The 16,265-nt window shown below is 70.0% G+C and carries 13 protein-coding genes; 1 reads left to right on the forward strand and 12 read right to left on the reverse strand.

Translation table 11 applies throughout. From position 1 onward, the window contains the following. Positions 1-43 precede the first annotated feature (43 nt). Entirely contained in the window at positions 44-3,526 is a 3,483-nt protein-coding gene (gene rpoB / locus IEY30_RS09415) for a DNA-directed RNA polymerase subunit beta (protein WP_030194169.1), read from the reverse strand. A gap of 500 nt (positions 3,527-4,026) precedes the next feature. Here rpoB and IEY30_RS09420 point away from each other — a divergent pair, with 500 nt between their 5' ends. Further along, entirely contained in the window at positions 4,027-4,554 is a 528-nt protein-coding gene (locus IEY30_RS09420) for a DUF4282 domain-containing protein (protein ID WP_156035106.1), read from the forward strand. A gap of 85 nt (positions 4,555-4,639) precedes the next feature. Here the strand turns inward: IEY30_RS09420 and IEY30_RS09425 are convergent, their stop codons facing one another. The 11 genes from IEY30_RS09425 to IEY30_RS09475 form a co-directional block, all read right to left on the reverse strand. Then, a complete protein-coding gene (locus tag IEY30_RS09425) occupies positions 4,640-5,650 on the reverse strand; it encodes an agmatine deiminase family protein (protein ID WP_030194163.1) in 1,011 nt (336 codons plus the stop codon). Between the two features lie 20 nt (positions 5,651-5,670). Then, positions 5,671-6,633: a nitrilase-related carbon-nitrogen hydrolase gene (locus IEY30_RS09430; protein ID WP_030194160.1), complete on the reverse strand. Its 963-nt coding sequence runs from the start codon at positions 6,631-6,633 to the stop codon at positions 5,671-5,673. 133 nt (positions 6,634-6,766) lie between these two features. Beyond that, on the reverse strand, positions 6,767-7,534 hold the full coding sequence (locus tag IEY30_RS09435; RefSeq protein WP_156035104.1) for a hypothetical protein: 768 nt from the start codon (positions 7,532-7,534) through the stop codon (positions 6,767-6,769). Further along, positions 7,518-8,171 (reverse strand): Rv1363c family protein, encoded by a 654-nt coding sequence (locus tag IEY30_RS09440; RefSeq protein ID WP_030194156.1) that lies wholly within the window; start codon positions 8,169-8,171, stop codon positions 7,518-7,520. Before IEY30_RS09440 ends, IEY30_RS09435 begins: the two co-directional genes overlap by 17 nt. Positions 8,172-8,195: 24 nt before the next feature. Further along, positions 8,196-9,491 carry an MCE family protein gene (locus tag IEY30_RS09445; RefSeq protein ID WP_030194153.1) on the reverse strand — a complete coding sequence of 432 codons (1,296 nt, stop codon included), beginning with the start codon at positions 9,489-9,491 and terminating at the stop codon, positions 8,196-8,198. Continuing rightward, entirely contained in the window at positions 9,488-10,702 is a 1,215-nt protein-coding gene (locus IEY30_RS09450; protein WP_052358316.1) for an MCE family protein, read from the reverse strand. The genes IEY30_RS09445 and IEY30_RS09450 overlap by 4 nt, the downstream gene beginning before the upstream one ends. Positions 10,703-10,758: 56 nt before the next feature. Continuing rightward, the gene (locus IEY30_RS09455; protein WP_030194149.1) at positions 10,759-11,976 is read right to left on the reverse strand and encodes an MCE family protein; all 1,218 of its coding nucleotides are present in this window, start codon (positions 11,974-11,976) and stop codon (positions 10,759-10,761) included. Continuing rightward, positions 11,976-13,007, reverse strand: coding sequence for an MCE family protein (locus IEY30_RS09460; RefSeq protein ID WP_030194146.1), 1,032 nt, complete (start codon positions 13,005-13,007; stop codon positions 11,976-11,978). The genes IEY30_RS09455 and IEY30_RS09460 overlap by 1 nt, the downstream gene beginning before the upstream one ends. After that, positions 13,004-14,035: an MCE family protein gene (locus tag IEY30_RS09465; RefSeq protein WP_030194144.1), complete on the reverse strand. Its 1,032-nt coding sequence runs from the start codon at positions 14,033-14,035 to the stop codon at positions 13,004-13,006. The genes IEY30_RS09460 and IEY30_RS09465 overlap by 4 nt, the downstream gene beginning before the upstream one ends. Beyond that, positions 14,032-15,399 (reverse strand): MCE family protein, encoded by a 1,368-nt coding sequence (locus IEY30_RS09470; protein ID WP_229674922.1) that lies wholly within the window; start codon positions 15,397-15,399, stop codon positions 14,032-14,034. The genes IEY30_RS09465 and IEY30_RS09470 overlap by 4 nt, the downstream gene beginning before the upstream one ends. Beyond that, positions 15,396-16,262, reverse strand: a complete 867-nt coding sequence (locus tag IEY30_RS09475) for an MlaE family ABC transporter permease (protein ID WP_052358315.1) — start codon at positions 16,260-16,262, stop codon at positions 15,396-15,398. Before IEY30_RS09475 ends, IEY30_RS09470 begins: the two co-directional genes overlap by 4 nt. Between the last annotated feature and the right edge of the window lie 3 nt (positions 16,263-16,265).

The raw sequence follows: 16,265 nt of genomic DNA on the forward strand, positions 1-16,265 counted from the left end.
CGGGCCCAGCGGCATACGCACCGCTTGTCGTTAGGGGGCCTTCTCAGACCTCTTCGACGCTGGACGGCTCACGCCGGCTCAGGTCGATGCCGAGCTCCTCCGCCGCGCGGAAGACCTCCTCGTCGGACTCCTTCATCTCGATCGTCGTGCCGTCGCTGCTCAGGACCTCGACGTTGAGACACAGCGACTGCATCTCCTTGAGGAGGACCTTGAACGACTCCGGGATGCCCGAGTCGGGGATGTTCTCGCCCTTGACGATGGCCTCGTAGACCTTCACGCGGCCGGGAACGTCGTCCGACTTGATCGTCAGCAGCTCCTGGAGCGTGTAGGCGGCGCCGTACGCCTCGAGGGCCCAGACCTCCATCTCACCGAAGCGCTGGCCACCGAACTGGGCCTTACCGCCGAGCGGCTGCTGGGTGATCATCGAGTACGGACCCGTCGAACGAGCGTGGATCTTGTCGTCGACGAGGTGGTGGAGCTTGAGGATGTACATGTAGCCGACGGCGACGGGCTCCGGGAACGGCTCGCCGGAGCGGCCGTCGAAGAGGCGCGTCTTGCCCGAGGCGTCGATGAGGCGGACCCCGTCGCGCGTCTTGAGCGTCGAGTCGAGCAGACCCGTGACGACGTCCTCGGAGGCACCGTCGAAGACCGGCGTCGCCACGCGCGTGCCCGCAGGGGCCTCGTGCGCGTCGGGCGCGATCTCCTTGGCCCACTCCGGGCTGCCCTCGATCTTCCAGCCGCGCGAGGCGGCCCAGCCGAGGTGCAGCTCGAGGATCTGGCCGAGGTTCATCCGTCGCGGCACACCGTGCGGGTTGAGCACGACGTCGACCGGCGTGCCGTCCTCGAGGAAGGGCATGTCCTCGACCGGGAGGATCTTGGAGATGACTCCCTTGTTGCCGTGGCGGCCGGCGAGCTTGTCACCGTCGGTGATCTTGCGCTTGTTGGCCACGTAGACGCGGACGAGCTGGTTGACGCCGGGCGGCAGGTCGTCGCCGAGGTCGGCACGGAACTCCTTGACGCCGATGACCGTGCCGGTCTCGCCGTGGGGCACCTTGAGGCTCGTGTCGCGGACCTCGCGGGCCTTCTCACCGAAGATGGCGCGCAGCAGGCGCTCCTCCGGCGTCAGCTCGGTCTCTCCCTTGGGCGTGACCTTGCCGACGAGCAGGTCGCCGTCGCGGACCTCGGCACCGACGCGGATGATGCCGCGCTCGTCGAGGTCGGCCAGGACCTCCTCGGAGACGTTCGGGATGTCCCGCGTGATCTCCTCGGGGCCGAGCTTGGTGTCACGGGCGTCGACCTCGTGCTCCTCGATGTGGATCGAGGAGAGGACGTCGTCCTGGACCAGGCGCTGGCTGAGGATGATGGCGTCCTCGTAGTTGTGACCCTCCCACGACATGAACGCGACGAGCAGGTTGCGCCCGAGCGCCATCTCGCCACCCTCGGTGGCGGGACCGTCGGCGATGACGCCGCCGGCCTCGAGACGGTCACCCTCGTTGACGACGACCACCTGGTTGTAGCTCGTGCCCTGGTTGGAGCGCGCGAACTTGGCGATGCGGTACGTCTGGTAGGTGCCGTCGTCGTTGGCGACGGTGACGAGGTCGGCCGAGACCTCCTGGACGACACCGGCCTTCTCGGCACGGACGACGTCGCCCGAGTCGAGGGCGGCGCGGAACTCCATGCCGGTGCCGACGATCGGCGCCTCGCTCTTGACGAGCGGGACGGCCTGACGCTGCATGTTGGCGCCCATGAGGGCACGGTTGGCGTCGTCGTGCTCGAGGAACGGGATCATCGCGGTCGCGGCCGAGACCATCTGGCGCGGCGAGACGTCCATGTAGTCGACCTCGTCGCCGGGGACGAGCTCGACCTCTCCACCCTTGGTGCGCACGAGCACGCGGTCCTCGGTGAAGTTGTTCTGCTTGTCGAGCGGCGCGTTGGCCTGGGCGACGACGTAGCGGTCCTCCTCGTCGGCGGACAGGTAGTCGACGTCGTCGGTCACGTGGCCGCCGGTCACCTTGCGGTACGGCGTCTCGATGAAGCCGAACGCGTTGATGCGACCGTAGGACGCGAGCGAGCCGATGAGGCCGATGTTCGGGCCTTCCGGGGTCTCGATCGGGCACATGCGGCCGTAGTGCGACGGGTGGACGTCACGGACCTCCATCTGGGCACGGTCACGGGAGATACCACCCGGGCCGAGCGCGGACAGACGACGCTTGTGCGTCAGACCCGCGAGCGGGTTGTTCTGGTCCATGAACTGCGAGAGCTGCGACGTGCCGAAGAACTCCTTGATCGAGGCCACCACGGGGCGGATGTTGATCAGGGTCTGCGGGGTGATCGCCTCGACGTCCTGCGTGGTCATGCGCTCGCGGACGACGCGCTCCATGCGGGACAGGCCGGTGCGGACCTGGTTCTGGATGAGCTCGCCGACGGAGCGGAGGCGACGGTTGCCGAAGTGGTCGATGTCGTCGACCTCGACGCGGACGTCGATCTCCTCGTCGTTCTTCGTGCCCTTCATCGAGTCCTGGCCGTCGTGCAGCGTGACGATGAACTTGATCGTCTTGACGATGTCGTCGATCGACAGGGTCGAGTCGTTGATCGAGGCGTCGAGACCGAGCTTCTTGTTCACCTTGTAGCGGCCGACCTTGGCGAGGTCGTAGCGCTTGCCGTTGAAGTAGAGGTTGTCGAGCAGGGTCTGCGCGGCCTCCTTGGTCGGCGGCTCCCCCGGGCGCAGCTTGCGGTAGATGTCGAGCAGCGCGTCGTCCTGGCCCTGGGTGTGGTCCTTCTCCAGGGTGAGGCGCATCGACTCGAACTCGCCGAACTCCTCGAGGATCTGGGCCTCGGTCCAGCCGAGGGCCTTGAGGAGCACCGTGACCGACTGCTTGCGCTTGCGGTCGACGCGGACGCCGACCATGTCGCGCTTGTCGATCTCGAACTCGAGCCAGGCGCCGCGGCTCGGGATGATCTTGGCCGTGTAGATGTCCTTGTCGGACGTCTTGTCGGGCGTGCGCTCGAAGTAGACGCCCGGGCTGCGGACGAGCTGCGAGACGACGACACGCTCGGTGCCGTTGATGATGAAGGTGCCGCGCTCGGTCATGAGCGGGAAGTCACCCATGAAGACCGTCTGGCTCTTGATCTCACCCGTCTGGGCGTTCATGAACTCGGCGGTGACGAAGAGGGGTGCGTCGTACGTCTGGTCGCGCTCCTTGCACGACTCGATCGTCTTGCGGGTCTCCTCGAAGCGGTGGTCGCGGAACGACAGCGACATGGAGCCGCTGAAGTCCTCGATCGGGGAGATCTCCTCGAAGATCTCCTCGAGCCCGGACCGGTCCGGGACGTCGGTGCGTCCCTCGGCCTTGGCCGCGGCGACGCGAGCCTGCCAGCGCTCGTTGCCGAGCAGCCAGTCGAAGCTCTCCGTCTGAAGCGCCAGGAGGTCGGGGACCTCGAGTGGTTCGCGAATCTTCGCGAAGGACAGACGCCCCGAAGGGGTCTGTGCGGTGGACATGTTCGTCGCAGTACGCGAGGCAGCCAAGGAGGGTCCTTCCACGGGCCTTTTTCGAATCTTCAGATCCGCGTTGCCGCATGGCTCCGCTCGCGGGTCCCGAGGTCAGACCGGATGCCGCGTGGCATGGTGAGTGGCCTGACCGAGGTCGCGAGAGGTGGGCATGGGCAGCGCAAAGGCCTAGCCTACCCACAAAGGGCAGGAGTGTCCAGCCGGGTCAAGGAGCGGAGGTCCCCGTCCGAGGTCCCGTCCGGTCTCGAAACGAGACGGACGCCCTCGACTGACCTGCCACGCCCCCTGGACCGGGAGCTCGCGATGCGAACGCGACGAATATGGACCCCCGCGGGGCCGACGTCAAGACCCGGGCCTCTTCAGGCGCGTCGCGACACGCCGCCGGGACGCTCCCGCAACCCCGCTGACCTGCGCCGATGTTGTCGCGGCGCGCGCGGACCCGGGGTCGCTGGAAGGGCCGCGCCCTAGCATGGGCACACACGAGAGATCTGTCGACGTCTCCTGCCGAGAGGGAAGCCATGTCCGATCAGAACCCGCCCGAGCAACCGTCCTTCAACCGGCCGGCCGGTGGGGACCCCACCACGCCGATCCCGAGCAGCTCGGGCGTCCCCCAGAGCGTCCCGCCCCCCAGCAGCCCCCCGCCCTCCCCCGCGCCGGGCGCCGGCAGCACGCCGCCCCCTCCTCCGCCGCCGGTGGCACCGGTCGGCGCGCCCTCGGGCGGACCGAGCGGCATGTCGAGCATCCCCGACCCCGCCAAGGAGGGCGCGGGCTTCTTCACCGCGCTGTTCGACTTCAGCTTCACCAACTTCGTCACGCCGATCCTCGTGCGCTTCGTCTACCTGCTGGCGACGGTGGCGCTCGTGGCGACCTGGCTGATCTTCGTCTTCGCCGGCTTCGCCAACAGCGCCGGGGCCGGCTTCGCGGCGCTGATCCTCGGGCCGATCTTCGTCATCATCTACCTCGCGGTCATCCGCATGACCCTCGAGTTCTACCTCTCGGTCGTGCGCATGAGCGAGGACATCCACAAGCGGCTCCCGCAGGCCTGACCTCCACCTGGTCGAGTGCTCACTTCCGGACAGTCACGGACAAGACGGTCTTCGCCGCGGAACGTCCGGAAGTGAGCACTCGACCTCAGAGGGACGGCTGCTGCTGGGTGATGCAGTGGATGCCACCGCCGCGGTCGAAGAGCGGACGCGCGTCGACCCCGACGACCCGGCGTCCGGGGTAGGCCTCGGCCAGGACGGCGAGGGAGGCCTCGTCCTGCTCGTCACCGAACGTGCAGGCGATGACCCCGTCGTTGACGACGAGGTGGTTGATGTAGGACCAGTCGACCGGGCCCTCGTCGTCGACGAGGGTCCGCGGCGCCGGCACGCCCACGACCTCGAACCGCTCGCCCCGCGCGTCCCTGGCGTCCTCGAGCACCTCGCGCAGCGCCTTCGAGACCGCGTGGTCGGGGTGCGAGGGGTCCTGCTGCTCGTGGAGCAGCACGACGCCGGGGCTCGGGATCGTGGCGACGATGTCGACGTGGCCGCGGGTGCCGAACTCGTCGTAGTCACGGGTGAGGCCGCGCGGCAGCCAGATGCACGTCGTGGCGCCGATGGTGCGGGCGAGCTCCGCCTCGACGTCGGCCCTGGTCAGGCCGGGGTTGCGTCCCGGGTCGAGCTGCACCGTCTCGGTGAGCAGCACGGTGCCGAGCCCGTCGACGTGGAGGCCGCCACCCTCGTTGACGAGGGACGAGCCCACGACCTCGGCGCCGCTCAGGCCTCCGACGAAGGCGCCGATGCGCGCGTCGTGCTCCCAGCTGGCCCAGGCCTGGGCGCCCCAGCCGGTGAAGACCCAGTCGACCGCGCCCAGCCGCGCACCGTCGGCGGAGCGCACGAACGTCGGGCCGATGTCGCGCATCCAGGCGTCGTCGAGGGCCGCCGGGACGAGCTCGACGTCCGGGTGCAGCAGCGCCTCGGCGACCGCGAGGTCGCCCGGCACGACGACCATGCGCACCGGCTCGAACTCGGCGACGGCGTTGGCGACAGCGGCCCAGGTGCGGCGAGCCGTCTCGACCTCGTCGGGGGTCTCGCCCAGCGTGTAGCCCTGGCTCGGCCACGCCATCCACGTGCAGTCGTGTTGCGCCGTCTCGGACGGCATGACCCAGGCGGGGGCGCCGGTCACTGCTCCGCCTCGCGACGGTGCTCGTCGCGCACGGGTGCGGTCAGGGCGGCATACGAGTCGGGACGGCGCGTCTCGAGGAAGGGGAAGAGCTCGAGCCAGTCGCGGCGCTGCGCGAGGTCGAGGTCGGCGACGAGGACGGCGGCCTCGTCGCGGGGGGCCTGGACGAGGACGCGACCGTAGGGGTCGGAGATGAAGGAGCTGCCGTAGAAGGTGATCAGGCCCTCGGTGCCGAAGCGGTTGGGCACGACCATGAACAGACCGTTGGCGATGCCGTTGCCGACGATCACCTGCTGCCACAGCGGCTGGGTGTCGAAGTCGGGGTGGTCCGGCTCCGAGCCGATGGCCGTGGGGTAGCACAGCACCTCGGCGCCGCCGAGGGAGTAGAGCCGCGCGACCTCGGGGAACCACTCGTCCCAGCAGGTCGGCAGACCGAGCCGCAGCGAGGGGTCCTCGAGGGCCACCACGGGGTACGCGTCGTCGGCCGGACCGGGACGGAAGTACTTGTCCTCGTAGTAGCCGGCCGTGACCGGGATGTGGGTCTTGCGGGTGCGGGCCACGACCTCGCCGGACGGCGCCACGACGACGGCGGTGTTGAAGCCGAGGCCGTCGCCCTGCTCAGCACGCTCGTAGAGCGAGGCGTGCACGTGGACCCCGAAGTCGCGGGCGGCGGCGCGCGCGAAGGTGACCGTCGGGCCGGACTCGAGGTCCTCCGCCGTCGCCGACGGGGTGCCCTCGGGGAGGGTGTCGGCCGGGTAGCGCGAGAGCGTCAGCTCGGGCAGGAACACGATCGCGGCCCCCGCCTCGGCCGCGGTGCGGATGCCGTCCCGGAGCGTCTCGACGAGCTCAGCGGGGTCGTCGACCCATTCGTGCTGGACGAGCGCGACGCGCACGGGTGGCGCCTGCGGCTGGTCGACGCGTGCGAGGGACTCTGGGACGCCATTGGCCTGGATGAGCTTCACAGCGTGCAGTATGCACCCACGGGAGCTCACGGCCCTGGCGGGCCTGCGCCCCCGTGAACCCCCGAAAACCACCCGGGGCCGCGGCTCCGTGGACCGTGGAACCGCGGCCGACCGAGGGTGGGTCTGGGCCGACTCAGTAGGCGGAGAGCTCGCTGACGAGCCAGCGGTCGCCGACCTTGCGCATGGTCGCGATCACCCGGTTCTGGTCGATGGCCGGGGCCTGCTGGGCCTTCGTCGTCGTGGCCTGGTTGACGAACGCCATGACCCGCACCGTGGTCCCCTCGCCGCCGTCGCCGGTGGCGTCCATGACGCCGGCGTCGTAGACCTTCGCCTGGACGGTTGCGTCGTTCTTGACGGCCATGGGCTTGATGTCCGTGGCCGCGACCTTGGTGAACTGGTCCCGGAAGGGGGAGGTCAGCTGCGGGGTCACCTCATCGACGTGCTTGTCGAAGGACGCACCGCTGTAGCTGAGAAGGCTCTCGAGCGTCGTCCGCGCCGAGCCGACGGCCGCGGTGCGGTCACCGTCGCCCACGTTCGGGCGCAGGGCGTAGACGAGGGAGCCGACGAGCGCCGCGAGCGCCAGGGTGGCCGCGATGGCGGAGACCCACAGGCCCGCCGACGTGCGTGGCGCCTTCTCCTCCGACGTGGCTGACGGGGCTGACGGGGCTGACGGGGCTGACGGGGCTGACGTGCGGGCGCTGTCGTCGAGATCGCGGTCGACGGCGAGCGCGTCCACGACGGCCTCGTCGACGTCGTCACGCTCCCCCGCGGTCGGATGCTCGACGACCATGGTCGAGGAGGGCCCGCCCGTGGCGGGGGTGCGGCGACGGGCGCCTGCCACGCGCTTGTTGCGGCCCCCGGCCGGGGCGGCGGGGCGGCGGGGATCAGCTGACGAAGTCAAGGGTGCTCACCTTCCAGGCGTCGCCGACCTTCACGAGGTCGAGCCGGAGCCGGTACGTCTTCTTCTCCGCCGTGGGGGTGGAGGCGTTGGAGGTCGGGGCCACGACCCCGACGATGACCTTGGCGGAGTCGTCGTCGCTCGAGACGAGCGAGGCCTCGGCGCGCTCGACCGTCGAGACGGTCTTGTTGGCGGTGACGACGGGCTTCAGCTGCGCCAGCGTCGAGGCGTACTCCTTCTGGAACGCGCCGGTGGACTCGGCGAGCACGCGCTTGGTGTCGGCGTCGAAGGTCGCGGCGTTCATCGTCACGAAGTTGACGGCGATCTGCTTGCCGGCGGCCAGGGCCGCGGCGCCGTTGTCGACCTCGCGCTGCTGCTGCCACGCCGTCCGGCCGAGGGTGGCCGCGACGGCGACCGCGGCGAGCAGGAGCACCGCGGTGACGGCCCACAGCAGGCGCGGGGTGGGACGCCACGTGCGGACACCCTTGAGGCCCGCACGTGGCGCATCGCGGGGACCGGACCCCTCCACGGCATCGGCGGCGTCCACACCGGGGGAGTCGGCGTGGGGGTCCTGGTGTGCGGAGGGCTCGGGCGACCGCGAGGGCCGCTCTGCCTCCGAGCGGGTGGTGACCATCGTCATCGAGGGGTTTCCTTCCGTCACCGGCTAGCGGAGCGCCTCCTGCATCATCCAGAGCCAGCTCGTGCCGTTGTCGGTCCGTGCGTCACCGGTCGGAGCGACCGGCGACTGTACGGACAACGACGAGGGGCTGCCCGAGGTCACGGCCCGGTTGCCGAGAGCCACGGGGGTCGCTCCGAAGGCCATCGGGTAGCTCTGGCCGCTCTGGCCCCCGCGGGTCGGCTTGGGGGCGTTCTGCGCGCCCCGGACGTTGACCCCCGAGCCGCGCGAGGCGGCGCAGTGGGCGTCGAGGTTGACCGGGGGCAGGCCGCTGGTGCGGTGCGGGTCGATCTTGGTGGTGCCCTCGTAGCCGGCCTCGCAGGCCTTGGGGTCATCGACGTTGAGGACCAGACCGAAGTGGGCGGTGCCGTCTCCCGGCACCACCGAGAAGCCACCCGTGACGACGTCGGGGTAGGTGACGAGCAGCTGCTCGATGCCGTCGAGGCGAGCCGTCGTCACGTTGCCGATGGTGATGAAGTTGGCGAGGAGCGCCGCCAGGCTCTGCTTGTTCTCGGAGATGAGGGCGTCGAGCTGCTCGACCGCGACCGAGCCCCGGTCCAGGACGACGCGCAGGTCGGGGTCTGCCTCGCGCAGCGCGCTGGCGACGTTCGCGAAGCCGGACACGCTGGTGCGGATGTCGTCCCCGCTCTTGACCTGGGTGTCGAGCACGATCCGCCCGTCGTCGATGAGACGGGTGGTCTCCGGCAGCGCCTCGGAGGCGGCGGCGGTCAGGGAGTTGCCCGAGTCGATGAGCCGCTGCAGGTCGGAACCACCGCCCTTGAAGGCCTCGGCGAGCTCGTCCACGGAGGTCACGAGCGCGTCGCGAGGCACGGACGACACGGTGTCGTCGACGTGCTGCAGCAGCTGGTCGATGCGGAGCGGGAAGGCTGTGCGGGCTCGCGGGATGACGTCACCGGCTGCGAGGAACGGGGCGCGTGAGGTGCGCGGCTGGAGGTCGAGGTACTGCTCCCCCACCGCGGAGCGGTTCTCGACGACGGCCGAGGTGTCCTTCGGGATCTCGGTGCCGCGGTCGAGCCTCGCGTCGACGGCGACGCCGTTGCCGGACAGGCGCAGCGCCTCCACCTTGCCGACCGTCACCCCGCGGTAGGTCACCTCCGCGCCGACGAAGATGCCGCCGGACTGTGCGAGGTCCGCGGACACGACGTAGCTTCCGCCGGCGATCTTGTCGGTGAGGCCGACGTAGTTGGCCGACAGGATGGCCACGAGCGTGACGGACAGCAGGGCGAAGGCAGCGAGCTGGAGCCGGACGGTGCGGGTGATCATCGGGAGCCTCCCGTCGGGAAGAGCGTGGACCAGGACACCGCGTCGGCACCGTCGGCGCCCGAAGCACCGGGCCGGCTCGAGCCGAGCAGGCCGCCGGGCAGGGTCGTGGGCAGCGGCACGCCCGGCACCGAGGGCAGGCTGACGCTGGGGAGCGGGACGGACGGCACGGGCACCGACGGCAGCGGGACCGAGGGCAGCTGGACGCCGGGGATGCTCGGAAGCTTCGGGAGCTTCGCGACGCCCAGGTTCCCGGCGATCGTGTCGAGGTTGGTGTCGAGGGTCGCCCAGAGGTTGGTGAAGTCGCCCTTGATGGTGCTCTGGGCGTTGTTCGGGAAGGGATAGGTCAGGAGCAGCTGGTAGCTCTTCGGCAGGTCGTCGCCGGCCTTGTTGAGCTGGCGCAGGATCGGGCTGATCGCGCGGAGATTGGCCTCGAGGTCGGCACGCGACCCACGGATGACGCGGGTGCCGACCTCGCCGAGGTCGCGCAGGGCGGTGAGCATCGCCGTGAGCTGCCGGCGCTGGTCGGCGAGGATCTTCAGGCCCTTGGGCAGCTCGTCGAGGGCCGCGGCGATCTTGGCCTGGTTGCTCGCCAGGGTCGAGGAGAGCCGGTCGATGCTGTCGATGGCCCGGACGATCTCGCCCTTCTGGGCGTCCAGTCCCCCGACGAAGGTGTTGAGCTGTGTGACGAGGTCCTTGACGTCGCCGGTGCGCCCGCGGAGGGCGTTGTTGAGCTCGGCCTCGATCGTCTTCAGCTGTGCGACGCCGCCGCCGTTGAGCAGCAGGGACATCGCGCCGAGGACCTCTTCCACCTCGGGGTTACGGCTCGTGCGCGAGAGCGGGATGCGGTCGCCCTGCCCGAGCCGACCCTGGGCAGGCGCGTCGGTCGGGGGCGCCAGGGCGACGTACTTCTCGCCGAGCAGCGAGGTCTGCTTGAGCTCGGCGGTGGCGTTGTCGGGCAGGACCACGTTGCCGGGGATGCGCAACCGCACCGTCGCGGTCCAGCCCGTCACCTGGATGTCCTCGACCTGGCCGACGGTGACCTGGTTGACCTTCACCGACGACTGGGGCACGAGGTCGAGCACGTCGGCGAACTCGGCGGTCACGGTGTACGAGTCGTCACCGGTGCCGGCACCACCGGGCAGCGGCAGGTCGTACGCACTGCACCCCGAGACCCCTACGAAGGTCACAAGGCTGAGCGCGACTGCCACCACGCGGGTCTTCCTTGGGGGGGTCACGGGGGGCGTGGCCCCCCGTGGGTCGGCATACGTCATCGGGATCCTCCGAGCAGTCCACCGAGCGTGGGGTCGGCGCCGCGCAGGTCCACGAGGCCGCTCGGCTGCGGGGTGCCTTGCAGCGCAGCGCCGTTCGGCAGCGACGGCAGGGTGGGCAGCTTGAGCAGCAGCGCCTTCTTGAGCGCGTCGCACAGCTTGGTGTTCCCGGTCCGGGTGGGGCCGGTCAGGATCGAGCACATGAGCAGCAACGGGTCGTCGAGCCCCTTGGCGTTGTTGCGCGTGTCCAGCGTGCCGGTCTGGGGGTGGTACGCGTTCTGGAGGTTCGACAGGGCCACCGGCGCGTTCTCGAGGACCTGGGCGAGCGCCTGGCGGTTCTTGGCGATCGTCCCGGTGACGGCCACGGCGCGGTCGAGGTCGCTCTTGAGCAGGGCGCGGTTGTCGGACACGAAGCCGGACACCTCGTCGACGGCGACACCGAGGCTCTCGAGCGTCGCCTTGAGGTTCTCGCGCTCCTCGCTCAGCTGCGTGGCGACGGTCGCGAGGTCGGAGTTGAGCCGGCGCACCTGGCCGTTGTTGGTCGCGAGCATCGAGGTGAAGGACTGGAGGTTCTTCACCGTGCCGAAGAGGTCGTCGCGGCTGCCCGACAGGGTCGACAGGGCGGTCGACAGGTCGTGCACCGTGCCGTTGATCTTGTCGCCGTTGCCGTCGAGGTTGGCCGCGGAGGTGCGCAGCAGATCGTTGAGGGCACCGTCCTTGTTGGCGCCGTCAGGGCCGAGGGCGACCATGAGGTCGTCGAGGCTCTGCGACACGCGGTCGAGCTCGACGGGAACCGCCGTGCGCGACATGGGGATTCGCGTCCCGACCGCGAGTGCGGGGCCGGCCTTGTAGACGGGCAGCAGCTGGACGTAACGGTCCGAGACGAGGGACGGCGCGACGATGGCAGCCTGCGCCGAGGCCGGCACGCGGTACTTGTCGTCGTAGCTGAAGGTGACGTGCACGTGGTCGCCCTCGGGGGTCACGCTGTCGACCTGACCGACCTTGACGCCGAGGATGCGGACGTCGGAACCGGGGTAGAGCCCGACGGCGCGCGTGAAGTCGGCGCTCACCGACGTCTGGGCCTGCCGCGGCCAGAACACGATGCCGGCGGCGACGAGCGCGACGACGACGAGGGTTGTGACGAGCTTGCCGAGGACGGTCACGGGGGCGTGCAGCCGGCCGAACGGCATACGGCCTGAGCTCTCGCGGGCAGGCATCAGCGACCACCTCCGGAGGTGCCGGGAAGGAGCAGGTCGGGCAGCTTGGTGCCCGGGAGGGCGAGACCGGGGGTGCCCACGGGGACGACCAAGTTGGAGACCCACGTGTCGAACCAGCGCCCGGTGCCGAGGGTGTTGGCGTAGACCCGCGTGAACGGGCCCATGGCCTGGATCGTCTTCTCGAGGTCCGCGTCGTGCTTCTGCAGCAGCGCCAGCGTCTTGTCGAGCTCGGCGAGCGCCGGCTTCAGCTGCGCCCGGTTGTCACGGGCGAGGCCGGTCAGCTGCTTTGACAGCGCCGAGGTGTTGCGGAACAGCGTGCGGATGTCGTCGCGGCGCTTGACGAGCTCGACCATGAGCAGGTCGGCGTCCTTGATGAGGGTGCTCACCTGCTCGTTGCGGCTGCGCACGAGTCCGCTGACGCTGTTGGCGCGCTTGAGCAGCGAGCCCAGCTCGGCGTCGCGGCTGGCCACCGTGCGCGAGAGGCGGGAGAGGCCGTCGAGCGTGGCCCTGACGTACTGCGGGCTGTCCTTGAACTCGGTCGCGATGACGCTGAGGGACTTGGCGAGCTGGTCGGTGTCGATGCGCTCGGTCGTCGTCGTGAGGTCCTGGAAGGCGTTGATGACGTCGTAGGAGCTGACCGTGCGCGTGACGGGGATCTGCGCACCGGCCTCGAGCTGGCCCTGGCCCTTGGGGTCGAGGGCGACGTACTTCTCGCCGAGGATCGTCTTCATCCGGACCGAGGCACCGGTCTGGGGCCCGAAGCTCGCGTCCTCGGTGATGGTGAAGTCGACGCGGACGTGGCCCTCCTCGAGGTCGACCCCGGTCACCTTGCCGACCTTGACGCCCGCGATGCGCACGTCGTCGTCGGGCTTGATGCCACCGGCCTCGGAGAAGGCGGCGCTGTAGTCCGTGCCCCCGCCGATGACCGGCAGGTTCGAGGCGTTGAACGCCAGGTAGAGCACCACGGCGATGACGAGCAGGCCGATCGCACCGATCGGGACCGGGTTGCGCTCTCGGAAGGGGATGCTCACGACTGGCACCTCGCAGACGACACGTCGTAGGTGGGGGTCACACCGGGCAGGAGCGGGCTCAACGCGTCGAACTTGCAGAGGTAGAAGTTGAACCACGAGCCGTACGTCGCGGTGCGCGTCAGGGTGGTGATCCGGTTCGGAGCGCCCGTGATGAAGTCCTCGAACTCCTTGACGTTGGCCGGCTTGTTGAGGGTCGTCGCGAGGGTGCGCAGCTGGGCGACGTCGTCCTTGATGAGCGGGCGCGTGGAGACGAGCAGGTCAGCCGTCTCGGCGGACAGCGTGTTGATGCCGGACAGGGAGCGACCGATCGTCTCGCGGTCGGCGGCGAGGCCGCTGGTGAAGCGCTGCAGCTGGTCGATGAGCGAGAGCAGCTGCTGGTCGTGCGCGTCGACGGTGCCGAGCACGGTGTTGAGGTTGTCGACGGTGCGACCGATCACGGCGTCGCGGTCGGCGATCGCGGAGGTCAGGCTGGCCGTCTTGGCGAGGAGCGTGTTCACGTCGCCGCCCTCCCCCTGCAGGGTCTGGATGAGCAGGCCCGACAGCTCGTTGACATCGCTCGGCGACAGCGCGGCGAAGAGCGGCTTGAAACCGTTGAAGAGCACCGTGAGGTCGAGCGCCGGGTGGGTGCGCGACAGCGGGATGGTCGAGCCGTCGGCGAGGGGCGCGGGGGCTCCGGCGCCCTGGGTCAGGGCGAGGTAGCGCTGGCCGACGAGGTTGCGGTACTTGACCGTCACCTCGGTACCCTGGGTGAGGACGGAGCTCTTGAGGACCGAGAAGTCGATCTGGGCCGTCGCGCCGTCGGACGTCGACCCCGGGGCGACGCGCACGTCGGTGACCTCGCCGACCCGCACGCCGGCGATGCGGACGTCCTGGCCGGGGATGACGCCCGTCGCGTCGCTGACGTCGGCCGTGTAGGTCGCCTTGGACCCGAGCTGGATGTTGGCGATGGTCAGCGCGAGGATGCTCGTCGCGAAGAGCGTGACCGCCGCGAAGGCGATGAGCTTGATGAGTGAGCCCTTGACCTTCATCGGGTGCTCACCACCGTGCCGCGCATCATGGGTCCGGCGAGCAGGGTCTGGATGCCGCTCGAGCCGTCGTCCGCGAGCTGCCCGTTGCGGGCGAGGAGCGCTCCGACGACGCGCTGCTCCTCGGCGGTGCCGGCGCTGCCGGAGTCCGCCGCGGAGGTGTTGCCGAGGAGCGCCTGGGGCAGGGCGGAGAAGGGCTGCGCGTTGCTGGCCGGCTGGGTGCCGTCGTCGAAGTGGTTGCCCTTGAAGGGGTTTGCCTGCGAACCGTTCGGTGTCGGCAGCCCGTAGCAGTGGGGTCCGCGCTTGTCGTCCCAGCGCGGCTCCTCGCCGGGGCGGTAGGGCTGCCGGGGAGGCACGACCTCGAGGGTGATGTGGAAGGTGCCACCGGAGAAGGCCGCGTTGGCGCGCGGGAGCCAGTTGACGAGGCCCGAGGCGACGCACGGGTAGATGGGTGAGTACTCCGCGAGCAGCTGCAGGGTGGGCTTGCTGACCTGCCCGACCTGGATGATGCGCTGCTCGTTGTCGCGCAGGAAGCCGGCGGCCTCGTTGGCGAAGCCCGCCGTGCCGACGAGGAAGGCCGCGAGCTGCTGGTCCTTCTCGACGATGGTCTTGTTAGTGACGCGCAGGGACTCGGTGAGCCGGAAGAAGTCGGGGGCGACACCGGCGTAGAGGTCGGCCGTGTCGGCGAGGAGGGAGATGTCGCGCTGGATCGTCGGCATGCTCGGGTTGAGAGCCTTGAGGTAGCGGTCGACGAGCACGAGGTTGCGGCCGATCTGGTCGCCCCTGCCGTCGAGGGTGGTCGACAGCGCGTTGAGCGTCGTGGCCAGCTTGGCCGGCTGGACGGTGCGCAGCAGCGGGTAGAGGTTGTCGAGGACCGTCTCGAGCTCGATCGAGACCTTGCTGCGGTCCTGCGGGATGACGTCGCCGGCCCGGATCGGCCGGGCCGGGGTGGCCGCCGTCACGAGGTCGACGTAGCGCTCCCCGAAGAGGGTCTTGGGCAGCAGCCGCGCGCTGACGTTGGACGGGATCCGGGCGACCTCGTCGGGCTGCAGGGCCAGCTCGAGCCGGGCGCCGGTCGGGGTGGCGTCGATGCGGCGCACCTCGCCGACGAGCAGGCCCCGCAGCTTGACGTCGGAGCTCTCCTGGAGCTGGCTGCCGAGGCGGTCCGTCTCGAGGGTCACGAGGACGACGGGCGTGAAGCGCTTCTGGAACGACGCGATGGCGAGGCCCACGAGCAGGGCCAGCACGAGCAGGAAGACGAGGCCGTATGCCTTCTGTCCCAAGCGCTTGCGCGTGTGCTGAGTGAGCGGCCCGGGCGTCGACTGGGTCGTGACGTCCGTGACGGCGTCGGTGGGCGGGGCGGTCATCCGGCGATCCTCACGCTCGTCGTGGCGCCCCAGATGGCGAGGGACAGGAAGAAGTCGACGATGTTGATGGCGACGATCGACGTGCGCACGGCAGTCCCGACTGCGACGCCGACCCCGGCCGGGCCGCCCGAGGCGGTGTAGCCGTAGTAGCAGTGGATGAGGATGATGACGACGGCGAAGACCATGACCTTCGCGAACGACCAGAACACGTCACCCGGTGGCAGGAACAGGTGGAAGTAGTGGTCGTAGGTGCCTTCGGACTGGCCGAAGTACGCCGTCGAGATGAAGCGCGTCGCCGCATACGAGCTGAGCAGTCCGAGGACGTAGAGCGGGATGACGGCGATGAAGCCGGCGATCATGCGGGTCGTCACGAGGAAGGGCAATGACGGGATGCCCATGACCTCGAGGGCGTCGACCTCCTCGGAGATGCGCATGGCCCCGAGCTGGGCGGTGAAGCCGCACCCGACGGTCGCTGCGAGCGCCAGCCCTGCCACGAGCGGGGCGATCTCGCGGGTGTTGAGGTAGGCGGAGAAGAAGCCGGTGAAGGCTCCGGTGCCCAGCTGCTCGAGCGAGGAGTAGCCCTGCAGGCCGACCTCGGTGCCGGTGAAGAAGGCGAGGAAGGCGATGACGCCGACCGTGCCGCCGATGACCGACAGGGCGCCGGTGCCGAGGGAGACCTCGGCGAGCAGCCGGATGACCTCCTTCTTGTAGCGCCGCAGGGTGCGGCCGCTCCACGCGAGCGAGCGCACGTAGAAGCGCATCTGCTCGCCGAGGGAGTCGAGGGCCCGGGAGGGCCCCGAGGCGAGGTCGAGCAACCGCTCCGCGCTCGCGCTGCGGCTGGGCTTCTGGGTCTTGGTCGCCATCGT

This window comes from Terrabacter tumescens (assembly GCF_014646815.1).
GTDB classification, from domain to species: Bacteria; Actinomycetota; Actinomycetes; order Actinomycetales; family Dermatophilaceae; genus Terrabacter; species Terrabacter tumescens.